Raw genomic sequence first — 24,117 nt, 5'->3', positions numbered from 1 at the left:
GACCCACGAAGTCCGGGTTGGCATCTGCCTGGGGGGCTGCGGCCTGGGCGACCGTGGTCAAGGTGGTGGCCGACTGGATCAGTTCCGCCAGCGGATCCGCAGTAGCGGGTACGGCGCCAGCCGCTACGGCGGAGGTTTCCAGGGAGGTGGCCGCAGATGCCCTTGGCGGCGCAACGTTCTCCGCAATCAGTGGCGGCGGTGTCACCGAATTGCCGGACTGTGCACATGCGGTTACCCCCCACGCGGCCAGGACGGCAAACGCGAGACGACGACGGGCAAGGTAGCGGATGGGAAACAGTACGGATTGCGGCATGGAAACAACGGAACCGGGTGAACAAACTCCGGGAGGGAGGGCTCAGTTTTTATCAGGCGAACTTTTGGACCGCAAGCCGGGTTACAAAATCCATCAACTGCGCACAAAACCGTGGGAAATCCCACATTACGAAACCCAAACGGCACCAATTGCGAGCATGTCCCAGCGGCTTTGCGGGACCGTTGCAGAAGTGCTGCATTCCTAGCGAAAACCCCCATCCATGCGGGGCTCCGTGCCCAAAACGTCACCGCTATAATCGTCCGACCTGTCTTCCGGGCAGCACATTGGGTCAAGGCAGTCACGCATACATATCAATATAAGAGGAGATGTCCATGGAACGTCGTTCCTTCCTGTTGAAAGCTTCGGCAGTAGCCGCCACTGGCGCGCTTGCGGCCTGTGGCAAGGAAGAAAAGCCCGCCGCACCCGCCGCGTCGGCCAGTGCCCCGGGAGCCCCGGCGGTCGTCGGCAGCAACCCCGCCGTGGAATGGCGCCTGGCATCGAGTTTCCCGAAGTCGCTCGACACCATCTTCGGTGCCTCCGAGCTGCTGAGCCAACGGGTGAAGGAACTGACCGACGGCAAGTTCAACATCAAGGTGTTTGCCGCCGGTGAAATCGTGCCGGGCCTGCAGGTGCTGGATGCCGTGCAGAACCAGACCGTGCAGATCGGCCATACCGCCGGCTACTACTACTTCGGCAAGAACCCGACGCTGTGCTTCGACACGACGGTTCCGTTTGGCCTGACCGCGCGCCAGCAGACCGCGTGGATGATGCAGGGCAACGGCATGAAGCTGATGCGCGAGTTCTTCAAGGAGTACAACGTCGTCAACTTCATGGGCGGCAATACGAATGCCCAGATGGGTGGCTGGTTCCGCAAGGAAATCAAGACCGTGGCCGACCTGCAGGGCCTGAAGTATCGCATCGCCGGGTTTGCCGGCGTGGTGCTGTCCCGCCTGGGCGTGGTACCGCAGCAGATTGCTGGCGGTGACATCTACCCGGCACTGGAGAAGGGCACGATCGACGCCGCGGAATGGGTGGGGCCGTACGACGACGAAAAGCTCGGGTTCTACAAGGTGGCGCCGTACTACTACTACCCGGGCTGGTGGGAAGGCAGCGCACAGCTGTCGTTCTACGCATCGGCCCCCGAGTACGAAAAGCTGCCCCAGTTGTACAAGCGCGCGCTGGAAACGGCCACCATCGAGGCCCACACCAACATGATGGCCAAGTACGACACCGTGAACCCGCAAGCGCTGGCCCGCCTGCTGGAAAACGGCGTGAAGCTGCGTCCGTTCTCGAAGGAGATCATGGAGGCCTGCTTCAAGGCCACGCAGGAAGCGTACGCCGAGGAAAGCGCCAAGAACGCATCGTTCAAGAAGATCTTTGACGACTGGCGCGTGTTCCGCAACAACGAGGCCGCGTGGTTCAACGTGGCCGAGCAGGCGTTCTCGCAGTTCAGCTTCGCCCGCAAGCTGTAAGCAGGCAGTTGCCCCCCGTTCCGCACATGGGTATGCATAACGGGGGCCGACCTGAAGGGCCCCGCCCTCTTGCCCACCCCCAGGCTTGAACCGCGAGCCAACGCCGTTTGCGCCACCCCGGTAGAATCCGCCCCACAACCGGACATCTACCCGGGACATTCCCATGCAACTCGGCATCTTCTACGCCCTGCTGGCGTACATCATCTGGGGCCTGCTGCCCCTTTACATCAAATCGCTGCACGGCGTGGCGCCCCTGGAAATCCTGCTGCACCGCATGGTGTGGTCGCTGGTATTCCTCGGGGCGATCCTGCTATGGCGCCGGCATTTCGGCTGGCTGCGCGAAGTGGCGGCAAATCCGCGCCTGATCCTGAACTTCGCGGCCAGTGCCGGCCTGCTGTGCTGCAACTGGTTCCTTTATATCTGGGCGGTATCGGCCGATCGCGTGGTCGATGCCAGTCTGGGCTACTTCATCAATCCGCTATTCAGCGTGCTGCTTGGCGTGCTGTTGCTGCATGAACGGCTGCGCTGGGGACAGTGGCTGTCAATTGCCATTGCGGCGGCTGGCGTGCTCTGGCTGACATGGTCTGCGGGGCAACTACCCTGGATTGCACTGGGACTGGCCGCTTCGTTTGGCGGATATGGCCTGCTACGCAAGACCGGCGCGCTTGGTGCGCTCGAAGGACTGTCGCTGGAGACGCTGATCCTGTTTCCGCTGGCCGCGGTCGCGCTGGGCACGCTGTTCCTGACCGGCCACGACACCACACGCAGCGCAGCACCGGGTACGCAGGTCCTGTTGCTGCTGGCCGGCCCGATCACGGCGGTGCCGCTGCTGTTTTTTGCGGCCGGCGCGCGGCGTATTCCGCTCTCGCTGCTCGGCCTGCTGCAGTACGCTGGCCCGACCATCCAGCTGTTGCTCGGCATCTGGCTCTATCACGAGCCGTTCCCGGCGCAGAAGCAGATTGGCTATGCGTTGATCTGGATCTCGCTGGCCATCTACGCTGCGGAGGGGGTGCTCATGAGCCGGCTGACGCCTAAGCGAATTATCGATGCGACAAATTGATAATTAAAAAATTAAGCAGATTCAATAATTCCCGCTAATAGTCTCGCGATGTTGCGCGTGCGCCCGTTCCGCGAATCAGGTTGCCACACTATACTGTACGTTTATACAGTATAGAAACGCCTTCATGCCCCCGACCGCCAGGCGAATTGCCCATCTCGACATGGACGCGTTCTACGCGTCAGTCGAACTGTTGCGCTATCCCGACCTGCGCGGCCATGCGGTGGTGATTGGCGGTGGCCGCAATGCAATTCCTGAAACGCTGCCCGATGGATCGCGGCGCTACGCGCGCTTGCGGGACTACGTTGGGCGTGGCGTGGTGACCACGTCCACCTACGAAGCACGTGCGCTGGGGGTGTTTTCCGCCATGGGCATGATGAAGGCGGCCAAGCTTGCACCCGACGCAATCCTCTTGCCGACCGATTTCGATGCCTATCGCCGCTACTCGGGGCTATTCAAGTCGGCGGTCAGATTATTCACCGAACAGATAGAAGATCGTGGAATCGATGAGATATATATCGATCTGACTGATATCGAGGGTGAGGCGCGCGAGGTGGCTGGCCGTATCAAGGCGGCGGTCAATGAAGCGACGGGCCTGACCTGCTCGATTTGCGTGGCACCCAACAAGCTGCTGGCCAAGATCGGTTCGGAGCTGGACAAGCCTGATGGCCTGACCATTCTCACTCCCGCCGATATCCCGACCCGGATCTGGCCGCTGGCTGCGCGCAAGGTCAATGGCATTGGACCGAAGGCCGCCGAGAAGCTGCAGGCAATCGGTATCGAGACGGTCGGTGATCTGGCCGAGGCGGACCAGAGCGTGCTGCAAGCCCACTTTGGCCGTAACTACGCAAGCTGGCTGGTCGAGGTGGCGCATGGCCGCGACGAGCGCCAGGTGGTGGTGAGTTCCGAGCCCAAGTCGATGAGCCGCGAAACCACGTTCGAGCGTGACCTGCACCCGCGCACCGACCGGCCGCTGTTGTCGGAACAGTTCACGAAACTCTGCATGCGCGTGGCCGATGATTTGCGGCGCAAGGGCTACGTGGGCCGCACGGTCGGCATCAAGCTGCGTTTTGACGATTTCCACACCGTGACGCGCGACCTAACGATGACCGCGCATACCGCTGACGGCGCCACGATCCGCCGCGGCGCAACCGAGTGCCTCAAGCGCATTCCATTGGAGCGCCGCATCCGCCTGCTGGGCGTCCGTGTCAGTGCGCTGCTGCCCGCCGCCGACCAGGGCGACAATCCGGCGCCGGTCCAGGAAGAGTTTCATTTCGACGACGATGTGACGTGACGCGCCGTGATGTAACGTACTGGGCGCAACCGTAATAACCCCACGTCATACGTCTCTATCTATCTCCCGGTAGAATCGGCGGCTTCCCCAGGCGCCCGGATTCCGCCGATGCCCACGTCCACAAACACTCCCACCTCCTCCGCCGCTTCCATCACCGACAGCGGACAACGATCTGCCGCGCCAGCCGCCTGGATCACGCCGCTGCTGGCCGTGGCCTGCGGCATGCTCGCTGCCAACCTCTACTATGCCCAGCCGCTGGTAGGGCCGATTGCACACGCGCTGCAACTGTCCCCTGCAATCGCGGGGCTGATCGTGACGCTGATCCAGATTGGCTACTGCGCCGGACTGCTATTGCTGGTGCCGCTGGGCGATATCGTCGAGAACCGCAAGCTTGTACTGACGCTGATTGGCGGTTGTGCCGTGGCGCTGGTAGCCGCCGCGCTGGCCACGCACGCAAGCGTGTTCCTGATCGCCGGCTGTGCGATCGGATTGTGTTCGGTGGCGGTACAGGTACTGGTGCCCTTTGCCGCGCATCTGGCTCCGGAGCATGAGCGCGGGCGTGTGGTGGGCAATGTCACTGCCGGACTGCTGATGGGCATCATGCTGGCGCGCCCGGTATCGAGCCTGGTTGCGGACCTGTTCGGCTGGCATGCGATCTTCGCCATCTCCGCGGTGGCCATGCTGCTGTTGGGCGTGGTGCTGGCGCGCAAGCTGCCGCGGCGCCAACCCGCGCCCGGCGTCAGCTATGTGCAGATGCTTGGTTCGATGATCCATCTGCTGCGTACACAACCGGTGCTGCGTCGCCGGGCGGCGTACCAGGCCAGCATGTTTGGGGTTTTCAGCCTGTTCTGGACCACCACGCCGCTCTACCTGGCAGGTCCCGCGTTCCGTATGTCGCAGACCGGCATTGCGATCTTCGCGCTGGTGGGTGTGGCGGGCGCCATTGCCGCACCGATGGCGGGCCGCTATGCCGATCGCGGCCATGGGCGCCAGATGACTGCCCTGGCACTGGTGCTCGGCGCCGGCTCCTTCCTGCTGAGCCGTGTGGGGGCAGAAGGCTCGCTGCTGTCGTTGCTGTCGCTGACGGCGGCCGCGGTGCTGCTCGACTTCGCGGTATCGACCAATCTCGTGATCGGCCAACGTGCCATCTTCGCGTTATCCGCCGAACATCGCAGCCGTCTCAATGGCCTCTACATGGCCATCTTCTTCACTGGCGGTGCGATCGGATCGTCGGTCGGCGCATGGGCCTATGCGCATGCCGGCTGGCCGCTCGCAAGCTGGATCGGGTTTGCGCTGCCCGCCGTCGCGTTGTTGTACTTCCGTACCGAACCACGCTGAGTTCCACGTTATCGCGCAGGCTACCCGGCAAGCCTGCGCGATGGCACGCAACGCGTGCCTGCACTACACTGTGCCGAGCGCCGCGCAGTGCCTGGCCGCTATCGATGTTGCACGCTGCAAGCTGAACGCGTTTTCACGTCCGCCACGCGCGGGCCTTGCCGGGGAGACGTTCGATGTCATGGCGCAAATTGCTGCCGCGCCCGCGCTGGCTGCCGCGCGCGGCCCTCATGCATCCACAGCGCGTGGTGGTGGTGGGCTTCAGCCTGGCCATGCTGTTGATGCTCGCCGTCGGTATCAGGGACCTGTACCTGCTGAAGGAACGCGTTCTCTCGAGCCGGCAGCATGACCTCACCTTGCGCGCACTCGGTGTCGACGCGGTCTTCTCCGCCGAGCGCTTCAAGCTCGCATTCGTGCGCGACTACGCGCAGCAGCTGATCGCGATCCAGCAGGGCCCTGACGCAGTGCCTTTCGATCCCGCTATCGAGCAGGCTTTCCGCTCGCGCAATGAACCCGTGTGGCAAATGCCGGTGCCATTGGGCGATGCGCCCGTGATCGGCGTGTCTGCCGGAACGCTGGAAGGCCTCGAGGGCTTCGCGCGCCGCGATGACGATCTGCGTGCGGACCTGTTCGCCGCGCGCCAGTTGAGCCATGTGCTGAGCCTGAACCAGAACCTGCAGTTCACCAGCGCCGAAGGCAATGTGAGCTTCATTTCAAGCAACGGCATCTACGTCACGTATCCGATGCTTGCACCAGACAAGGCCCCCGCCCTGCTCCGTCGCTTCAGCAGCATCCCGTACTACCGTGACCTGCTGCCGGAAAACGATCCGGAGCGCGGCGTCCGCTGGGCGCCGGTCTACACGCAATTCGAAAGTACGAAATTGCGGACCACGCTGAGCATCCCGGTCTACGTGCAGAACCGCTTTCGTGGCGCGGTTGCTGTCGACGTCGACCTGCAACATCTGCGCACGCTGATCGGTACGCCGGAAGAAATGGAATCCGCGCGCTTCCTGATGGATCGCAAAGGTGACATCATCGTATCGAGCCGCCCGGTCGCCGGAACCAGCCTGCGCTGGCCAGACGATATCGATCCCGTATGGCGCAGCGTGCCGCTGCAAGACCTGTTCGATGCCGGCTCGGGCATGCGCCATGCCAATGGCAAATACCTGTTCTTCCAGGGTGTGGGGCATCTGGGCAACTGGCTGATGCTGGACACGCTGACCGACCGCGAGGTCTATCGCGCGGTACTGCAGCGCACGAGTACCCCATTGCTGGCGATCTGGCTGGCACTGCCGCTACTGATGTTCGTGACGTTGCGCGTGGTGACGCTGCTGTTCAGACATTACCTGGCCGCCGGCGAGAGGCTGCAACAGCTTGCCGAGACCGATCCGCTGACAAGCCTGGCCAACCGTCGGCATTTTGGTGAACTCTTCGGCAGGGAATCCGCGCGCCGGGACCGCGAGCAAAGCCGCGAGCCTGATCGCGCTCACCAGCCACTGGCCATGCTGATGCTCGACATCGATTTCTTCAAACGTGTGAATGATCGATGGGGTCACGCCAGCGGCGACCATGTACTGGTGGCGCTGGCCGATGTGTTGCGCCACAACCTCCGCGAGGTCGACCTGCCAGCGCGTCTTGGCGGCGAGGAATTCGCCGTGCTGCTGCCCGGTGCCACGCTGGCTGAAGCAGCAGCCACGGCGGAACGCCTGCGCGCCGCGGTGCAGGCGATCGCGGTGGTGCCGGCCCCCGATGCCGCCGACACTGGCGACACGCACATCCACTTCACGGTGTCGATTGGCGTCGCAGAAGCCGTGAGCGACGAATGCCAGACGCTCGATGCCATGCTGGCGACGGCCGACCGCCGTCTATATGCCGCCAAGGAAGCGGGGCGCAATCAGGTACGCGCGGCGGATGCGCCGGCCGGCAATGCAGCGGCGCCGCCTGTCCAGGGATAAGGCAGTTCATGGACGACTCCTCGGCGAGTTTCAGCGCAACAGGAACCCGATATCGTCGGCGGAAATGACCGAAACCGGAATGCCCTTGCGGCGCTGGAACAGGATGTGCTGCTGCACACGGCTGCGCTGGTCCGCAAAGGTAGCTGGATCGATGGGTGTGCCACTGCGCGCGTAATGTTGCACCAGCAGCTTGTAGGCGCGATGCCGGATCTGTAGCGTTTCGTTGTCCGCGCGCAGGCGCTGCCATTCGGCAGGACTCAGGTCCAGCGTGTGATTGAGTTCATCGACAGTGCGCGAGTGAAGGTCGCGATAGAGATCGCGCTCGGCTTCGGCACGATGCAGTTCGTCGCGCAACGCCATGATCTTGTGTTGCAGCTTGAGCGTTTGCCCCACGGCAGCCTGCATGCCCTTGGCGGCCTCCAGCGCCTGGTTGGCAGCGGCCACGGTGCTTTTCCACAGGCCGCGATCGGCCCCCCCATCGAGCTCCGGCGGCCAGCCGTCCGATGCCTTGATCGTTGTATCCATGTTGACCCCTGTGACACCCTTCTTTTTTGACACCCGAACTACCCGAAATAAATCCCGAATCGGCCATCGCATCGTTGTGCAATGGTCCATCTCAGTTGTTGTCCTGCTGCGCCGTCCGCGACAAAGTCGGTGCGGCAGGCAACTGAGATCAATCGTAGTGAGATGTCTGACGCGCGCCAAGTCAAAGATGTGCAGATCAGATCTGGGTCATGCCCCGGTGCCAAAAAACGACAAGCAGCGGGTTGGCACGCCACGGACAAAGCAGACAACACCACGTAAACCCCGATTCGAAAGCAGACGTTTTGACAGGGTTTTGACAGTTTCACCCTTCTAGAATCCGGGCCATGGCTACCGCTGTATCCGTGCGGACCCAAAGTCAACCGTAAAAGCACAACCACACATTCAAAAAAGACAGGAGACCGCAATGCCTCGCATGCTTGCCCGCTTTACCCATGTCTTCGTTGCTTCGGCGACGCTGGCCGCCGCCGTGGTGGCCGCTCCGGCCTATGCGGTCGACAACCTCAAGGTGATGATCGGCGCCAACCCGGGCGGTGGCTACGACCAGACCGGCCGTGCCATCGGTGCGGCGATGGTAGCTGCCGGTACGGCCAAGAGCGCGTCCTATGACAACAAGGGCGGCGCCGGTGGCACCATCGGTCTCACGCAATTCGTCAACAGCGACAAGGGCAACCCGAACGCGCTGGTGGTGACGGGTGCGGTGATGGTCGGCGCAATCGAAACCAACCACCCGCCGGTCACGCTCAAGAACGCCACGCCGATCGCGCGACTGTTCGCCGACACGATGGTCATCACGGTACCGGCCAGCTCGCCGATCAAGTCGCTCAAGGACCTGACCACGCAGCTCAAGGCCAACCCGGGCAGCGTGAGCTGGGGCGGCGGTTCGAAAGGTTCGATCGACCACATCCTGGCCGGCCTGATCGCCAAGGACGTTGGCGTGGACCCGAAGAAGATCAACTACGTGCCGTTCCAGGGCGGCGGGGAGGCATCCGCGTCGATCCTGGGTGGCCACGTGACGGTGGGCATCGCGGGCGTGTCTGAATTCCTGCCGTTCATCAAGACCGGCAAGATGCGCGCGCTGGCCGTGACGTCGAAGGATCGCACCGCTGACATTCCTACCCTCAAGGAACAGGGCGTCAACGTGGAGATCTACAACTGGCGCGGCGTGTATGGCGCGCCTGGCATTACCGCAGACCAGCGCAAGGCGCTGATCGACGCCGTGGTGAAGGGCACCGAGAACCAGGTCTGGAAGGACGCCGTTCAGAAGAACGACTGGACCCCGTTCCTGCTGACCGGCGACGAGTTCGGCAAGTTCGTGGAAGCGGAGTCGACCCGCCTGGGTGGCACGCTGCGTGAACTGGGCGTCGCCAAGTAAGCATCAAAGTACCAAAGCATCAGCCGTAGCCAGTAGTCTGTCGCGGAAGTTCGTTTCAACCTGTCGTTCCCGCCCGGCTGCCGATCATTGATCGGTTCCAGCACGGAGGACGGCACGGGGCCCCGGTGCCGCCACCTGCGCAACACCGAAAAACATACCAATATCGTCACCGGGCCCCGTGACCGCGTGGGTGGCAGGACCATCCGAGAGCCCCATCATGAAGCCATCCCATGTCTGCATCGGTGTCGCCGTCCTGGCGGTGTCCGTGTTTTTCTTTGCCGGAATACCGGGCATTTCGGGCGACGAAGGTTATGCCGGCCTGTCGCCGCGCTTCGTGCCCACGCTGGTAGCCATCGGCCTGGCCGTCTGCGGCGCGTTGCTGACCTGGCAAGGTGTGCGCGGCGGTTTCAGGAACATGCCGGAAGAGGATGCCGAGTTGCCATCGGCGCCGCACAACTTCAAGGGCTTCCTGTGGGTGGCAATTGGCCTGGTGGCCAATATGGCACTGATCGGCACGCTGGGGTTTGTCTTTTCGTCGACGCTGATGATGGTGTGCGTGGCACGCGGCTACGGTAGCCGCCGTATCGTGCGCGACGCCGCGATCGGCCTCTTGCTGACAGTGCCGATGTGGGCGCTGTTCGATTTCCTGCTCGGCATCAACCTGCCGCTGCTGCCGGTAGCGGGCTTCTGAGCCCGTACCCCAACGCCAACGGGAGGAACTTTAGATGGATACCCTGAACCAGTTGATGCACGGCTTTGCCGTGGCCATCACGCCAATCAACCTGATGTGGGCCCTGGTGGGCTGCTTCCTGGGTACCGCCATCGGCGTGCTGCCTGGCATTGGCCCGGCACTGACCGTGGCCATGCTGCTGCCGCTGACCGCCAAGGTGGAACCCACCGCCGCGCTGATCATGTTCGCCGGCATCTACTACGGTGCGATGTACGGTGGCTCGACCACGTCGATCCTGATGAACACGCCCGGTGAATCGTCGACCATGGTCACCGCCATGGAAGGCAACCTGATGGCCAAGAACGGCCGTGCAGGCCCTGCGCTGGCCACGGCCGCGATCGGCTCGTTCGTGGCCGGCACGATCGGCACGGTGCTGTTGTCGATGTTCGCGCCGGTTGCTGCGGACGTTGCGCTGCAGTTCGGCCCGGGCGAGTATTTCATGATCATGCTGCTGGCCTTCACGACCGTGTCGGCCGTGCTGGGTTCGTCGCTGCTGCGTGGCATGACCAGCCTGTTCCTGGGCCTTGGCATCGGCCTGATCGGCATGGATTCCCTGTCGGGCCAGACGCGTTACTCGATGAACGTGCAGGAGCTCTATGACGGCGTGGATATCGTCGTGGTGGCAGTGGGCCTGTTCGCCGTGGGTGAAGCACTGTTCAACGCGTTCTTCCCGCAACCGGACGGCACGTTCAACAAGCTCAGTTCGGTACACATGACCAAGTCGGACTGGAAACGTTCGGTGCCGGCGTGGATCCGCGGCACGCTGATCGGCTTTCCGTTCGGCCTGATCCCGGCCGGTGGTGCGGAGATTCCGACGTTCCTGTCATACGCCACCGAGAAGAAGCTGTCGAACCACAAGGCGGAGTTCGGCAAGGTGGGCGCAATCGAAGGCGTGGCCGGACCGGAAGCCGCCAACAACGCGGCGGTGACGGCTACGCTGGCCCCGCTGCTGACGCTGGGCATCCCGACGTCGAACACCACGGCCATCCTGCTGGCAGCATTCCAGAACTACAACCTGCAGCCGGGTCCGATGCTGTTCCAGACCTCGGGCGATCTGGTGTGGGGCTTGCTGGCGTCGCTGTATATCGGCAACGTGATGCTGCTGGTGCTGAACCTGCCGGCCATCGGGCTGTGGGTGCGCATGTTGCGCGTACCGACGCCGCTGCTGTACGGCGGCATCCTGATCTTCGCGGGCCTGGGTGCATACGGTATCCGCCAGTCGTGGTTCGACCTGCTGCTGCTGTTCGTGATCGGCCTGCTGGGCATGGCGATGCGCCGCTTCGATTTCCCGACCGCGCCGGTGATCGTAGGCCTGATCCTGGGACCGATGGCCGAGAAGCAGTTGCGCAATGCGCTGTCGATTGGCCAGGGCGACTGGAGCCTGTTTATCAAGCAACCGATCTCGGCCACCATCCTGGCCATGACGGTAGCCGTGGTGGTAGTGCCGCGCGTGCTGCGCTGGCATGCCAACCGCTCGACCTCGCGCGCCGAAGCCGACAACGCCGCATAAACTACTTGTGGTTTCTCCCCTCTCCCGCATCGCGGGAGAGGGGCCGGGGGAGAGGGCCAGCCTCTCAAGACGCGACATCGGCAATCAGAACCACCCCGCCCTCTCCCCTGCTTCCCGTTGCATTAGAAGCATATCCCTCCGGCACCTGTATCATTGGCGCAAACAACATGTCGCGCGCCGAGGAGACCGGACCGTGCCCGAATCCACTTTTACGCTTGCCGATATCGACGCCACGCTGGATCGCGTGCTCGCGCCATGGGTGCGCCAGCTTGGCCTGCGTGCCGAGGCGGTCGACGCCGGCGGCGTAACGCTGTTGCTGCCCTTCCAGGAAGACTTTCGCCATGCCGGCGGTGTGGTGTGTGGCCAGGTGCTGATGTCGGCTGCCGATACGGCGATGATCGTGGCCATCGCGGCCGCGCTCGGTGAATTCCGGCCGATGACTACCGTCAGCCTTACCACCAACTTCATGCGCCCCGTGATCGAAGGCGACGTACTGGTACGCGCCAACGTGCTGCGTCTGGGCAAGACCGTGGTGTTCGGCGAGATCGAACTCACGGGCCAGGATGGCAAGCTTGCGGTGCAAGCCACTACCACTTACGCGTTGCTCTGATTCCGGACATGTCGACGTCAGCCTCTTTTCCCCAGCCATTCGACCAGATCGTCTTTGCCGGTGGCGGTAACCGCTGCTGGTGGCAGGCCGGATGGTGGGATACCGTGGCGCCCGAATTGCACCTGCGGCCGCGCATCATCGCAGGTATCTCGGCTGGCGCGGCCACTGCATGCATGGTCTATGCGCACGATTCGCACCAGACCATGGCCTACTATCGCGAGGTGCTGGCCAACAACTCGCGCAATGCGTACTGGGGCAACCTGCTGCGACGCGAGTGCGTGTTTCCGCACTATGGCATCTACCGGAATGCGCTGCTCTCGCTGTTCGGAGACAACCGCCTGCAGCGGCTGCAACAGGCGCCCGAGATTCGTATCGGCGTGGCGCATATCCCGCGCTGGAGCGGTCCGCGTCTGGCCGTGGCCACGGGGCTGCTGGCGTACAACATCGACAAGCATCTGCTGAAGACCTTGCATCCGCGGCTGGGACGCAAGCTTGGTTTCCGTCCCGAGTTCGTGCTGGCGCAGGATTGCCGCTCGCCCGAGGACCTGGCCGACCTGCTGCTGCAATCGGCCTCGACGCCGCCGTTCACACCAGTGCTGCGTCGTGGTGGCCGTGCCGTACTCGATGGAGGGCTGGTCGACAACGTACCCGTCGATGCGCTCGATGCGACGCCGGGCAATGTGCTGGTGCTGGTGACGCGGCTGTATCCGCGGCCGCGCCGCTTCGTGATCGAAACGGGCGGCCAGCGTCGCCTCTATCTGCAACCTTCGCAACGTGTGCCGATTTCGAGTTGGGACTACACCAAGCCCGAGGCGATGACGCATGCATACGAACTGGGCCGGCGCGACGCGGAAGCGTTCCTGCGCGAGTGGCCCGCGATCCAGCAGGAATTATTGCCGGCAACATAAGGGGAACACGCCAGCGTGGCGCCGGTCGATGGTTAGGTATGCGGCAATGCGCCGCGCAGGCAAGGAGGCATGAATGACAAAGCGTCAGGCATCACCCGAAACCGCAACCCAGGCATCCACGAGCGCGCTGAAGAAGCCGCGCCGCCGCGCCAGCGAGATCAGCGCGGAACCCGTTGTCGAACGCGTGCCGCGCCGCAAGCGCGATACGCGGCTCAAGGCCCGTGAAGCCGATCTGGTCGTGATCGGCGCTGGCTCCGGCGGCGTGGCCGCGGCACGGCGAGCGGCAATGCTGGGCGCGCGCGTGATACTGGTAGAGCGCGACGCCATTGGCGGCACCTGCGTCAATCGCGGCTGCGTGCCCAAGAAGATGCTGTCGTACGGCGCCGGCTGGGCATCGATCCTGTCGACCTGCCTGTCGCATACCGGTGGGAAAGAAGACTGGCGCGACGCCATCGTTCGTGTGAATGCCGAGGTGGCGCGGCTCAATGCATCGTACAAGCAGCGGCTCAATGAGTCTGGTGTCGAGATCTGGCACGGCGAGGCGCATTTCAATGAACGTGGCGATATCGTGGTCGGCAGTGAAGTGATCCGTGCCGGCAAGACGCTGATTGCCACTGGCGCAAGTCCGCTTGCATTGCCGGTGCCGGGCGGTGAACTGGTCAGTTCATCGGACGATGTGTTCACATGGCAGACCGTGCCCGGCTCCATCGTTGTGATTGGCGGCGGCTATATCGCGGTAGAGATGGCATCGATCCTCTCGCGCTATGGCGTCAAGGTGGATCTTCTGGTTCGCGAAGATCGTCTGCTGCAGAAATTCGATCACGACATTGCTGCATCACTGGCCGAGGCGCTGACCGCCAAGGGCGTGCGCATCCACTTCCAGACCAAGGTCACGATGGTGTCGCAGTCGAACGGCGCCACCGAGGTTTGCTACACGCAGGAGAACAACCCTGGCCGCACGCAGACCGTGCGTGCGCAGGCGGCATTGGCAGCCATCGGACGCAAGGCCAATGTCAGTGGCCTCGGTCTCGAAGCACTGGGCGTGAAGCTTGGCGAAAAGGGTGGCATTCGTGTCGACCGCCAGTTCCGTAGCGCCGTGCGTTCGATCTATGCGATCGGCGATTGCATGGCGGACAACATCCATCTGACGCCAGTGGCCGTCGCGCAGGGGCGTTGGCTTGCCGATCGGCTGTTCGGCAAGCGCGGCGATATTGCCGACTTCGATTTCGTACCCACCGCGGTGTTCTGCGAACCCGCGATCGGGGCCGTAGGCCTGACCGAGGCACAAGCCATCGAGGAAGCGGGCGGCAAGGCCGAACGCGTGTGTACCGAGATCAAGCGCTTCGTATCGCTGGAAAACCGCTTTGGCGGCGTGGCCCAGCAGTCGGTGTTCAAACTCGTGTTTAACGCCCGCAGCGGCCGCGTGCTCGGCGCACACCTGATGGATGGCGCCGCTCCCGAAATCATCCAGACGTTTGCGCTGGCGTTAAGGCTTGGCGTGAAGGCATCGCACCTGAAGACGACGATGCCGCTGCATCCGACGGTGGCCGAGGAGTTGTTCGGGTAGCGTAGCGCGTCAGATATCGAGCAGTTCCGGCCGAATGCCGAGTGCCATGGCGACCTTTTCGCGCGATGCCTTGCGCCGTCATGGCCGAGCGCCTCGGCGTTTCGCAGTCTGCCTATGCGCAGCAGGAAAACAGATCATCGCTCGAGTCCGCGCGCATCGCGATAGGTATCGAGGTAATCGGCGTAGGGGATCACAACGAACGCGGGTAAGCCGTCGGTGCCGTTGATGAACTGGATGCTGGTAGGTGCCTTCATCGCGCTTGCTCACTTGCTGAATTTTCACAGTCCCAGGGCTGCGATACCAGTCACGGTATCGGCCATAGAATCATGGGGAAATTGAGCCTCAGTGACCATCTGCGCGTCGATGATTGGCGTCAAGGTATTGACGTTGGCCTCGTGGGTTCACATTGTTCTTCGAGCGCGATGGTGCATGACGATGAGGAGGAGTGGTTGCAGGCCCCTCTTGCCGCAGATTTGAGAATACTCTGAAAAATCTAGCATCTTGTTAAGTGCACGTTACCAACACGCGAAATTTGGGCTAGTCTTGCACTCAATACGGCCCGGCCCTCTGCGCAAGCACGGTCGGGTTTTCTCGTTTACGGAGGAGGGACACTTGTGCCAGTACCGTATACGAAGCCGCATCTCACATATCCGCAGCAGCTCGATCTACTGAAGGATCGCGGCTTGGTGATCGCAGACGGCGAAGCCCTCCTTTTAGGAGTCGTCTTCTGCGTCGAACTCAACCAACGCTGATTCGAAGTCGGCGCACACGCTGGCGAAGACACCACAATGCCGTCCGTTGCCCAATGTCAATGTCTCTACTCATAGACCACTTGTACCATGTGGCCGATGCAACGACTCCAAGCGTTTAGATTCGTACTGATGCAGGAGCTGTTCGTCTGTGTCCAATGCGGGTACAAGAACAACGCCGATCACGTCGGCGCGATCAGTATTTTAGAGCGCGGAAAGCGCTTGTTAGCCTGTGGAGAGCCGGTGCAGTCGGGCCGCTCGAAGAAGCAGGAACCCACCGAGGCGACTCAGGCCCTCGCGGCCTAAGCGCGGTAGGAATTCCTGTCGTTTAGGGCGGGGAGGATTTCAAGTATGGGATTTCGGACTGCTTTCACATTTCTATGCGGGACTGAACGAATCCCATAGGCGCGAGCTTGCGGACCAGTTCGGAGTCGCTCGGGCCGTCCTGCTGGCAAGTTGGCTACGTTCGATCAGCCACCTGAGGAATATTTGTGCTCATCACAGTCGGCTCTGGAATCGCTCGCTTGTCGACAACCCTAAGCCACCGGGCCGCAACGAAGTGCCGGAGCTCGAACACCTTCGGCAAGACGAACGTGCCCGGCTTCACGTCTATGGCACGCTTGCAGTGATGCAATACTTGTTGAAGAGCGCAGGCTTTGAGACCGCCTGGCCGGAAGAACTTAAGGCTCTGCTGAGCGACTTTCCCTCAGCCTCTCCGATTGCAACACCGCAAACCATGGGTTTTCCGGCTGAGTGGGTGACGCTGCCGCTTTGGAATTAGCGCTGCGGAAGCACGCCATCCATTGCAGGAATTTGTAGTCGTAGGAAAGCCCCAAAAACAAAAACGGACGCCAAGGGCGTCCGTTTTCTTGAAGCTGGTGGCCTGGGACGGAATCGAACCGCCGACACAAGGATTTTCAATCCTCTGCTCTACCGACTGAGCTACCGGGCCAAAGAAGCGAAACTATAACCGTGGGATTCGGCCTCGTCAAGCGTTTTCTAGGTCACCGCCTACTGTTCGGTCGGTTCCGGCTTGTTGCGGCCCAGTTCCACGCCAAGCTGCTTGAGCTTGCGGTACAGGTGGGTACGTTCCAAACCGGTCTTTTCAGCCACGCGCGTCATGCTGCCGTGCTCGCGTACCAGGTGATACTCGAAATACGCACGTTCGAACAGGTCACGTGCCTCGCGCAGCGGCATGTCGAACGAGAACTGCATCTCTCCTTCGGGAACACCGCGCGACGGGTTGCCGTTTGTGACGGCTTCCGTGGGCGCTTCGACTGGCATGGCCGATGCCGTAACCAGATCGGGTGCACCAGTCACTGCTACGGATGCGACAGCTGTCGCGGGTGCCGTGCGCGGACGCTCGACACCGCGGGCCAGGCCCGCCTCGACGGCGGACAGCAGCTTCTGCAGCGCAATCGGCTTCTCAAGGAAATTCAGCGCGCCGATCTTGGTGGCTTCGACAGCCGTATCGATCGTGGCGTGGCCCGACATCATGATGACCGGCATCGTCAGGTATCCCTGTGCCGACCATTCCTTGAGCAGCGTTACCCCGTCGGTATCCGGCATCCAGATATCGAGCAGTACCAGGTCAGGCGTGGTGGCCGCGCGGAACTCGCGCGCCTTCTGGGCGTTTTCCGCCAGCTCCACCACATGTCCTTCGTCACTCAGGATCTCCGAGAGCAGTTCCCGGATACCCATTTCGTCATCGACTACGAGGATGGTTGCCATACTTCCCCTCTTAACCCCACCGCAGCGCTACCGGAGGCGCCGGCGCGCAAGATTGACTAAGTCAGCTTAACGAACAGGATCGAGATCTGTGCTCCTACTATCTCGGTACCGTTCATGCGATTGCGCAGCTCGATGCGCGCGCCATGTTCGTCAATGATCTTTTTTACCATCGCAAGCCCGAGACCCGTACCCTTGGCTTTCGTGGTCACATACGGTTCGAACGCACGACTCAGGATTCGTGGTGCAAATCCGGGACCATTGTCCGTAATGGACAACTTGACGGCTTGCCGGTCTTCGCCGGCAGAATCTTTGTATTCTACAGTCTCGGTGTGCAGAGTGATATGGGGCGCCGCCCTACCGGCTGCCACGTTGTCTGCCGCCGCATCCTGCGCATTCTGCAACAGGTTGTGAATCACCTGCCGCAACTGCGTCGGGTCGCCCTTGATTTCAGGGAGATCCGCATCCAGCGTCGGATGAATCACCGGATGTTCGTGCACGGCGGGATCATCGATCCCGTACAGATGCAAGACTTCTGCCACCAGGCTGTTCAACGGCAATGACTGCATGACGGCCGGCGGCGTGCGCGCGTAGTCGCGGAAGTCGTCCACCATGCGTTTCATTGCCGCTACCTGGTTAACGATCGTGGTGGCCCCGCGCTTTAGCACTTCTGCATCGCCGTGTTCGAGCTTGGGCGACAGTTTCATCTGCAGACGTTCGGCTGACAGCTGAATCGGCGTAAGCGGATTCTTGATTTCGTGCGCGAGCCGGCGCGCAACCTCGCCCCACGCCACCGAGCGCTGGGCCGAGATCACATCGGAAATATCGTCGAACACTACTACATACCCGGGTTCGTCGCGGCTGCCGCCCGGTAAATGGGCACCACGCACCAGCAATGTGAGCGGTTGTTCCTCATCGCCCTGTGGCAGTTCGATCTGTTTCTGCCAGTGCTGCGCACCGCCCAGAACTTCACGCGTGGCCTGTTCGGAAAATGCCTGTCGCACGATGTCGGCAAAGTCGCCCATGCCGGGAATCTGTTCCACGGGCTGGCCCAGCACACCCGCGAACGGTTGCCGGAAAATACGTTCGGCACCGGGATTGGCCGTGATCAGCGTGAAGCGGCGGTCGAACACCAGCACGCCCGCGGTCAGGTTCTGTAGCACGCTTTCCAGGTAAGCCTTCGATTGTTCGAGTGCCACACGATTCTCTTCCACCGCGATGCGCGCTTCGGACAACTGGCGTGTCATCTGGTTGAACTGCTGCGTCAGCATGCCAAGCTCGTCGCGGCTCTTGAGTTCACGCTTCGGCGAAAGATCGCCCTCCGCGACCTCCTTGGTACCCTGCAGCAGCATCAGCAGCGGCCGCGCCAGCTGCCCGCCCAGCAACAGCGCGAGCATCACCGCGATGAACACGGCCAGGAACAGTGTCAGCGTTAGCGTGCCGATGTACATCTTGCGCAGGCCGGTACGGCCGAGCGCTTTCTCCTGGTACTCCTGGTATGCGCGCTGGACTTCGTCGGCATTGCGCGCCAGCACGGCCGGCACCGGATGCAGGACCTGCAGGTAGCGTTCCTCGCGCACGGTATCGCCTACCAGCCCGAAGCCGGTGGCCGGCGCATCCTCTGGCCGCCGCTCGATGGAGAGCCCGGACCCGGCCCAGCGGGTGCCTGGCGCGGTCAACGTATTGCGTGCCCGCGCGGCGGCTGCCGCGGCAGCGCTTGCATTGGCTTTGGCCTGGTCCTCGGCCGATGCGGAAGCCGGCGCAGGGCCCAGCGGAATGATGACCCGGATCCGGTAGAGATGGCTGCTGTCGAGATTGACGGGCGGCTTGTCGCCACCCGCAGGATCCGTGCCGCCCTCCACTGCCGCGTAGCCGCCAGCCATGCGCGCCTGTTCCGCAAGTACGCCGGACGGGATATCGGGTACCAGCGATGCATAGCTGCTCGACGCCGTGGCCAGCACGCGGCCACTGCCCGTGAAGATCGCGGCTTCCTGTACCCCGTATTGCTCGCGCAGGCGATTGAGCTGCAGCGACGTGGCCATGCCCGACGAGCCCGTGAGCTGATCGGCCATCAGTCGCGCCTTGCCTTGCAGGTCGGCCAGTTGGCTGTCGATGGTCGAGCGTCCGAGATTCAGGCCAGCTTCGAGCGCGGTTTCCACGCGCACGTCAAACCACGATTCGATGCTGCGCGATACGAACTGCAGCGACACCAGGTAGATCAGCACGCCGGGCAGTACACCCACCACGCCGAAGAACACCGCCAGCTTGCTCATCAGCCGCGTGCCAAACTTGCCACGGCGATAGCGTATATAGAGTGTCAGTGCGAGCGCGCCAACGGTCAGCAGCAGCAGTACGCCGACGACCAGGTTGATCTTGAAAAGCAGCGTGAAATAGCGGTCGAAGAACTCGGTGTTGGCCGATGCGCCGGCCAGCAGTCCAACCAGTACCAGTGCAAGGAACACGATGATCCCGACCACCACGCGATACAGCAGGCGGCGGAATCTGCTATCCCACGGATTGCCGTTCATGGCTGGCTGGCCGGTTGGACCAGTTGGTTGGGTGACAGCACAGTCGATACGGTCTGCGCGAACGGGGTGCGTATTTCAGCCGAAGGCGTCGATGCGGCCGATGGTGCGGACCCCGGCATCGCCGGTGGTGCGGGCGGTGCCACGGGCGGTGGGGCCGGTGGTGGTGCCGGGGGCGGCGAAGGCGCGTCGAGATTGGTCGGCACCGTGTAGTTGAAGCGCTTCCACTCCGACGACAGGTTCCATTCGCGTGTGTTCACTGCGTTGATCTGGAATGGCTTGGGCAATTGCGACAGATCCAGGCGCATGCGCGTTTCCGCGTGATAGGTCTCGCCGGTCTTGACGTCCCTGCGTTCGAATACGCGCCATCCGCGTACTTGCTGCATGAATTGCAGGGCACCCTTGAGGCGGTTGAACGGCAATTGCAGCCCGCCGGTGGAGACGCGGTATTGCCGCGTCAACGGCTGGTAGGACAGGCGCACCGAGCGCGTGGCATTGACCGGCTTTTCGTCGAACCAGTACCAGCGCGGACGCGTGAGCTGGAAATCGACCACGAAATAGAGCGAGATGCCCTTGTGCAAGGCGTCTTCGAGTGCGGGGGGCAAATCGAAGTCGAACGCCGCGGCCAGCTCGAATGCACCGTCCTGGTACTCGATGCGGGCCTCGGTGTTCTCGATCAACTGCGCACCGGCTTGGGGAGCATGGGACAACAGCGCCAACAGCAGCAGCGCGGCCGCACACCAAGCGCGCAGTGCGACGGCCAGCGATGCTGCCGGCCTTTCGCGCACCGCGCGGCCGGGGGCACGTAGGACGAACAGGCGCAACAGGCTCGGCATCGTGGCAGTATCAGGCGCGTTTCTGGAAGCGGGCGTAGTAGAAGCCATCGTGATCCGATGGCAGGCTTGCCTTGCCGGCGGTAGCGCCGCCGGCCGTCTCAGGCGCCTTGATACCGGGCAGGAGCTGTCCCGGCGCCTGCAATCGTATCGCATCTGGTAGCTGCGCACCAAACCAGAGCGCCTGCTCCTCGCCTTCCGTTGGGAAAATAGAACAGGTTACGTAGACCAGGATGCCGCCCGGTTTCAGCAGCGGCCACAGTTGCGAAACGATGCGGCGTTGCTCCGTCATCAGTTTCGCAATATCCGTTTCACGGCGCAGCCAGCGGATATCGGGATGGCGGCGCACGATGCCCGATGCCGAGCACGGCACGTCGGCCAGGATACGGTCGAATGGCTGTCCGTCCCACCAATCGCTCGGACGGCTGGCGTCGCCCACGATGACTTCGGCGCGCTGGCCCAGGCGGGCCAGGTTTTCGTCAATGCGTGCCGCGCGTTGCGCGTCGCTTTCGACCGCGGTCACGTGAATGTCCGCCAGTTCCAGCAGGTGGCCCGTCTTGCCTCCGGGCGCCGCGCAGGCATCGAGCACGCGCATGCCGTCGGCAACTTCGCAGAGCGGCGCAGCCAGTTGCGCGCCGGCATCCTGCACCGAGACATCGCCTTCGGCGAAGCCGGGTACCTGTGACACCGGAAACGCGCGCGCCAGCCTCACGGCCTGGTCGCCTACCGCAGTCCCCGCCATGCCGGCGTTGGCCAGCAGCTGTAGATACTGCTGGACGGAAATGCGCTTCGGATTCACGCGCAACGTCATCGGCGGCCGCGCATTCACGCTCTCAGCCAGCGTCGTCCACTGGTCCGGATAGGCAAGACGCAGTTGCGCGAGCCACCACTGCGGCAGGTTCCAGCGGGCCTCGTCATCCTTCAGCACGGCAGGCATCAAGGCCTTGTGTTCACGCAGGAAGCGCCGCAATACCGCATTGACGAGACCACGCGCGTGCGCAGTCTTGGGTTCGGACGCGGCAGCGCTGACTGCCTGGTCCACGACCGTGAATGGCGAATAGCCGCCCCGGCCTACCTTGCTGCGATCGCCGTCCTCGCCCTCGATCAGCAGGGCCAGCGCCACGGCCAGCAGCGAATCCACTAGCGCACCGGGCGGACGCGTGACCAGTTGCGTGACCAGCGCGCGCGTGGTGCCGAACTGGCGCACTGAACGGTAGGCCAGGTCCTGGATGGCGCCACGCGTGGCGGCGTCGCGCACGCGGTCCAGCCGCAGATGCGTGGCAACGTCCTCGATGGCCTGCGGCAGGGCCGTGCCTTCGTGCACGCCGCGAACGGCCGCGGCGGCACCGAGCATCTGGAAGGCAAGGGAATCGTGAGGCAGGCGCATGGGTAAGACGGAAAATCCAGAAAACAGCGTAAGAAACGGTGGCGCCATGGCGCCAGGATGCGGCGGATATGAAACTGCCCGCCAGTTCCCAAGGGAACACAGCGGGCAGTTTACCCGTTGTCGGGACCGGTGCCGTCAAACTGGTGCTCAGGCCGGGTAGTGGCCCGTCTGCGCCATCTGCATCAGGCGGGCAATCCGCTCCTCGGTGGCCGGGTGGGTCGAGAACAGATTGGCGATGCCGCCGCCCGACAGCGGGTTCATGATCATCATCTGCGCCGTGGCCGGGTGTTCTTCCGCCGCCTGGAACGGAATGCCCTGCGCATAGCGATGGATCTTGTCCAGCGCACTGGCCAGCGCCTGCGGGTCACCGCTGATTTCGGCGCCGCCACGGTCGGCTTCGAACTCGCGGGAGCGCGAGATCGCCATCTGGATCAGCGATGCCGCCAGCGGTGCCAGGATCGCCACCGCGATCGAGGCAATCGGGTTGGACCGGTTGCCATTTGCATCGCGCCCGCCAAAGAACATCGCCATGTTGGCCAGTGCGGAAATGGCACCGGCCATGGTGGCGGCGATGGTCGAGGTCAGGATGTCGCGATGCTTCACGTGCGCAAGCTCGTGGGCCATCACCCCGCGCAGCTCGCGGTCCGACAGCACGCGCAGGATGCCCGTGGTGGCGGCTACCGCCGCATGGTCGGGGTTGCGGCCCGTGGCAAACGCGTTTGGTGCGTCCTCGTTGATCAGGTACACGCGCGGCATGGGCAGGCCGGCGCGTTGTGCCAGTTCCTGCACCATGTTGTAGAACTGCGGCGCGGTGCTGGCATCCACTTCCTGCGCGTTGTACATGCGCAGGACCATCTTGTCCGAGAACCAGTAGGAAAAGAAGTTCATCCCGAGCGCGATCAGCAGCGCGAACATCATGCCGCTGCGTCCGCCGATCATGCCGCCGATGACGATGAACAGCGCCGTGATGGCTGCCATCAGCATGAAGGTCTTGACCCAGTTGAACATGGTTTGGTCTCCAAATCGTTCAGGGCTAATCGTCCGGGATTTCCCGGCGCGTACCCGCCCTGCGGCTACGCGTTGACGGTTAGATAGGGTCAGGAGCCCAGAAATTCAATGCTGGTTGCAGGGTTTTAAGCCTGCAGGGACATTAGCTGCGATGTGCAATGCAAGGCGCTTATGCGGTCGCGCCCGTCACCAGGCAGCGCGTGCCCGGCGGCAGCGGCATGGCTTGCAGGAACTGTTGCGCCGGCTGGCGGCGTCCGCCGGGCTTCTGCAGTTCGGTGACCTGCAGCGCGCTGCCCTCGCCACAGGCAATGATCACGCCGGCAGCATCGGCCGCCAGTACCGTGCCCGGCGGATGCGGCAGGCTGCCCGACGCCGCCAGTGGCAACGCCTGCCAGCACTTGATCACGGTATCGCCCACCTGGACCGTGGCTCCCGGAAACGGGTTGAACGCGCGCACCTGGCTGGCCAATACGGCGGCGGGCCGGGTGAGGTCAAGCGGTGCTTCGTCCTTGGCGATCTTTTCGGCGTAGGTAATGCCGGCTTCGGGTTGGGGGGTGGCAGCCAGCGTCCGACCGGCCGCCAGTTCGCGCAGCGCGTCCACGATCATGCGTCCGCCAAGGGTCGCCAGCGTGTCGTGCAGGCTGCCGGTACTGTCCTGCAGGCCGATCGGCACCGCTTCGCGCGACAGCATGGCGCCGGTGTCCAGCCCTTCGTCCATCTGCATCAGCGTGATACCGGTCTCGGCATCGCCGGCTTCGATCGCGCGGTGGATCGGTGCCGCACCGCGCCAGCGCGGCAGCAGCGAGGCGTGGATATTCAGGCAACCATGGCGCGGCAGCTCCAGGACTTCCGCGGGCAGGATCAGTCCGTAGGCTGCCACCACCATGACATCGGGGGCGATCTGCGCCAGTGTGTCGACGGCCGCGCCGGCTTCCTCGGGGTACTTGCCGTTGCGGCGCAGCGAGCGCGGCTGCAGCACCGGGCCCAGCCCGGCTTCCACGGCAAACTGCTTGACCGGACTGGCCTGCAGTTGCATGCCACGGCCGGCGGGGCGATCGGGCTGGGTCAGGACGGCCACCACCGGAAATCCGGCGGCGTGGATGGCCTCAAGGGCAACGCGCGCAAATTCGGGGGTGCCGGCAAACGCGACGCGCAGTGGCTGGGCTTGAGTCATGGCAGAAATCCGCGATGGAAACGACACCGGCCGCATAGCGGCCG

At 63.2% G+C, this 24,117-nt stretch carries 21 protein-coding genes, 1 tRNA gene and 1 pseudogene; 14 read left to right on the top strand and 9 right to left on the bottom strand.

The features are described from left to right. Positions 1–313, bottom strand: a pseudogene (locus ACO550_RS03540) (carbohydrate porin); the annotation flags it as partial. Here ACO550_RS03540 and ACO550_RS03535 point away from each other — a divergent pair. The 6 genes from ACO550_RS03535 (at position 312) to ACO550_RS03510 (ending at position 7,426) form a co-directional block, all read left to right on the top strand. Then, a complete protein-coding gene (locus ACO550_RS03535; RefSeq protein ID WP_315594686.1) occupies positions 312–518 on the top strand; it encodes a hypothetical protein in 207 nt (68 codons plus the stop codon). The pseudogene ACO550_RS03540 and the gene ACO550_RS03535 overlap by 2 nt on opposite strands. 127 nt (positions 519–645) lie before the next feature. Further along, complete coding sequence (locus tag ACO550_RS03530) at positions 646–1,785, top strand: TRAP transporter substrate-binding protein (protein WP_315594687.1); 1,140 nt, start codon at positions 646–648, stop codon at positions 1,783–1,785. 163 nt (positions 1,786–1,948) lie between these two features. After that, positions 1,949–2,845, top strand: a complete 897-nt coding sequence (gene rarD, locus ACO550_RS03525) for an EamA family transporter RarD (RefSeq protein WP_315594688.1) — start codon at positions 1,949–1,951, stop codon at positions 2,843–2,845. A 124-nt stretch (positions 2,846–2,969) separates the two neighbouring features. Then, positions 2,970–4,136 carry a DNA polymerase IV gene (dinB, locus tag ACO550_RS03520; protein ID WP_315594689.1) on the top strand — a complete coding sequence of 389 codons (1,167 nt, stop codon included), beginning with the start codon at positions 2,970–2,972 and terminating at the stop codon, positions 4,134–4,136. A 108-nt stretch (positions 4,137–4,244) separates the two neighbouring features. After that, entirely contained in the window at positions 4,245–5,474 is a 1,230-nt protein-coding gene (locus ACO550_RS03515; RefSeq protein ID WP_315594690.1) for an MFS transporter, read from the top strand. A gap of 173 nt (positions 5,475–5,647) precedes the next feature. Continuing rightward, on the top strand, positions 5,648–7,426 hold the full coding sequence (locus tag ACO550_RS03510; protein ID WP_315594691.1) for a diguanylate cyclase: 1,779 nt from the start codon (positions 5,648–5,650) through the stop codon (positions 7,424–7,426). 30 nt (positions 7,427–7,456) lie between these two features. On the opposite strand, the gene ACO550_RS03505 is transcribed toward ACO550_RS03510, so the two are convergent. Further along, positions 7,457–7,951: a hypothetical protein gene (locus ACO550_RS03505; RefSeq protein WP_315594692.1), complete on the bottom strand. Its 495-nt coding sequence runs from the start codon at positions 7,949–7,951 to the stop codon at positions 7,457–7,459. Between the two features lie 424 nt (positions 7,952–8,375). Here ACO550_RS03505 and ACO550_RS03500 point away from each other — a divergent pair, with 424 nt between their 5' ends. From ACO550_RS03500 to ACO550_RS03465, 8 genes are all read left to right on the top strand, one after another. Next, a complete protein-coding gene (locus ACO550_RS03500; protein WP_315594693.1) occupies positions 8,376–9,344 on the top strand; it encodes a Bug family tripartite tricarboxylate transporter substrate binding protein in 969 nt (322 codons plus the stop codon). Positions 9,345–9,561: 217 nt separating this feature from the next. Beyond that, the gene (locus ACO550_RS03495; protein ID WP_315594694.1) at positions 9,562–10,035 is read left to right on the top strand and encodes a tripartite tricarboxylate transporter TctB family protein; all 474 of its coding nucleotides are present in this window, start codon (positions 9,562–9,564) and stop codon (positions 10,033–10,035) included. A 34-nt stretch (positions 10,036–10,069) separates the two neighbouring features. Next, a complete protein-coding gene (locus ACO550_RS03490) occupies positions 10,070–11,584 on the top strand; it encodes a tripartite tricarboxylate transporter permease (protein ID WP_315594695.1) in 1,515 nt (504 codons plus the stop codon). A gap of 193 nt (positions 11,585–11,777) precedes the next feature. Continuing rightward, positions 11,778–12,194 carry a hotdog domain-containing protein gene (locus ACO550_RS03485; protein ID WP_315594696.1) on the top strand — a complete coding sequence of 139 codons (417 nt, stop codon included), beginning with the start codon at positions 11,778–11,780 and terminating at the stop codon, positions 12,192–12,194. An 8-nt stretch (positions 12,195–12,202) separates the two neighbouring features. Then, the gene (locus ACO550_RS03480) at positions 12,203–13,102 is read left to right on the top strand and encodes a patatin-like phospholipase family protein (RefSeq protein ID WP_315594697.1); all 900 of its coding nucleotides are present in this window, start codon (positions 12,203–12,205) and stop codon (positions 13,100–13,102) included. A gap of 73 nt (positions 13,103–13,175) precedes the next feature. Further along, a complete protein-coding gene (locus ACO550_RS03475; protein ID WP_315594698.1) occupies positions 13,176–14,669 on the top strand; it encodes a dihydrolipoyl dehydrogenase family protein in 1,494 nt (497 codons plus the stop codon). A gap of 881 nt (positions 14,670–15,550) precedes the next feature. Then, positions 15,551–15,724, top strand: a complete 174-nt coding sequence (locus tag ACO550_RS03470) for a hypothetical protein (RefSeq protein WP_485994177.1) — start codon at positions 15,551–15,553, stop codon at positions 15,722–15,724. Next, a complete protein-coding gene (locus ACO550_RS03465) occupies positions 15,651–16,199 on the top strand; it encodes an Abi family protein (protein WP_485994151.1) in 549 nt (182 codons plus the stop codon). The genes ACO550_RS03470 and ACO550_RS03465 overlap by 74 nt, the downstream gene beginning before the upstream one ends. Positions 16,200–16,294: 95 nt before the next feature. Here the strand turns inward: ACO550_RS03465 and ACO550_RS03460 are convergent. The 7 genes from ACO550_RS03460 to fmt all read right to left on the bottom strand — a co-directional run bounded on the left by ACO550_RS03460 (position 16,295) and on the right by fmt (position 24,073). After that, positions 16,295–16,370: transfer RNA gene (locus ACO550_RS03460), tRNA-Phe, on the bottom strand. Positions 16,371–16,429: 59 nt separating this feature from the next. Further along, positions 16,430–17,149 carry a response regulator gene (locus ACO550_RS03455; protein WP_315594699.1) on the bottom strand — a complete coding sequence of 240 codons (720 nt, stop codon included), beginning with the start codon at positions 17,147–17,149 and terminating at the stop codon, positions 16,430–16,432. 56 nt (positions 17,150–17,205) lie between these two features. Further along, positions 17,206–19,674, bottom strand: a complete 2,469-nt coding sequence (locus tag ACO550_RS03450; RefSeq protein ID WP_315594700.1) for a PAS domain-containing sensor histidine kinase — start codon at positions 19,672–19,674, stop codon at positions 17,206–17,208. After that, positions 19,671–20,507: a DUF4390 domain-containing protein gene (locus ACO550_RS03445; protein WP_315594701.1), complete on the bottom strand. Its 837-nt coding sequence runs from the start codon at positions 20,505–20,507 to the stop codon at positions 19,671–19,673. The genes ACO550_RS03450 and ACO550_RS03445 overlap by 4 nt, the downstream gene beginning before the upstream one ends. Before the next feature lie 10 nt (positions 20,508–20,517). Then, positions 20,518–21,891 (bottom strand): 16S rRNA (cytosine(967)-C(5))-methyltransferase RsmB, encoded by a 1,374-nt coding sequence (rsmB, locus tag ACO550_RS03440; protein ID WP_315594702.1) that lies wholly within the window; start codon positions 21,889–21,891, stop codon positions 20,518–20,520. A gap of 147 nt (positions 21,892–22,038) precedes the next feature. After that, positions 22,039–22,899 (bottom strand): zinc metalloprotease HtpX, encoded by an 861-nt coding sequence (gene htpX / locus ACO550_RS03435; RefSeq protein WP_315594703.1) that lies wholly within the window; start codon positions 22,897–22,899, stop codon positions 22,039–22,041. 169 nt (positions 22,900–23,068) lie between these two features. Beyond that, positions 23,069–24,073, bottom strand: a complete 1,005-nt coding sequence (gene fmt / locus ACO550_RS03430; protein WP_315594704.1) for a methionyl-tRNA formyltransferase — start codon at positions 24,071–24,073, stop codon at positions 23,069–23,071. Between the last annotated feature and the right edge of the window lie 44 nt (positions 24,074–24,117).

Source organism: Cupriavidus sp. (genome assembly GCF_057315035.1).
Note: the sequence above shows the minus strand (reverse complement) of the source record. Positions and strands in the feature narration are given on the sequence as shown.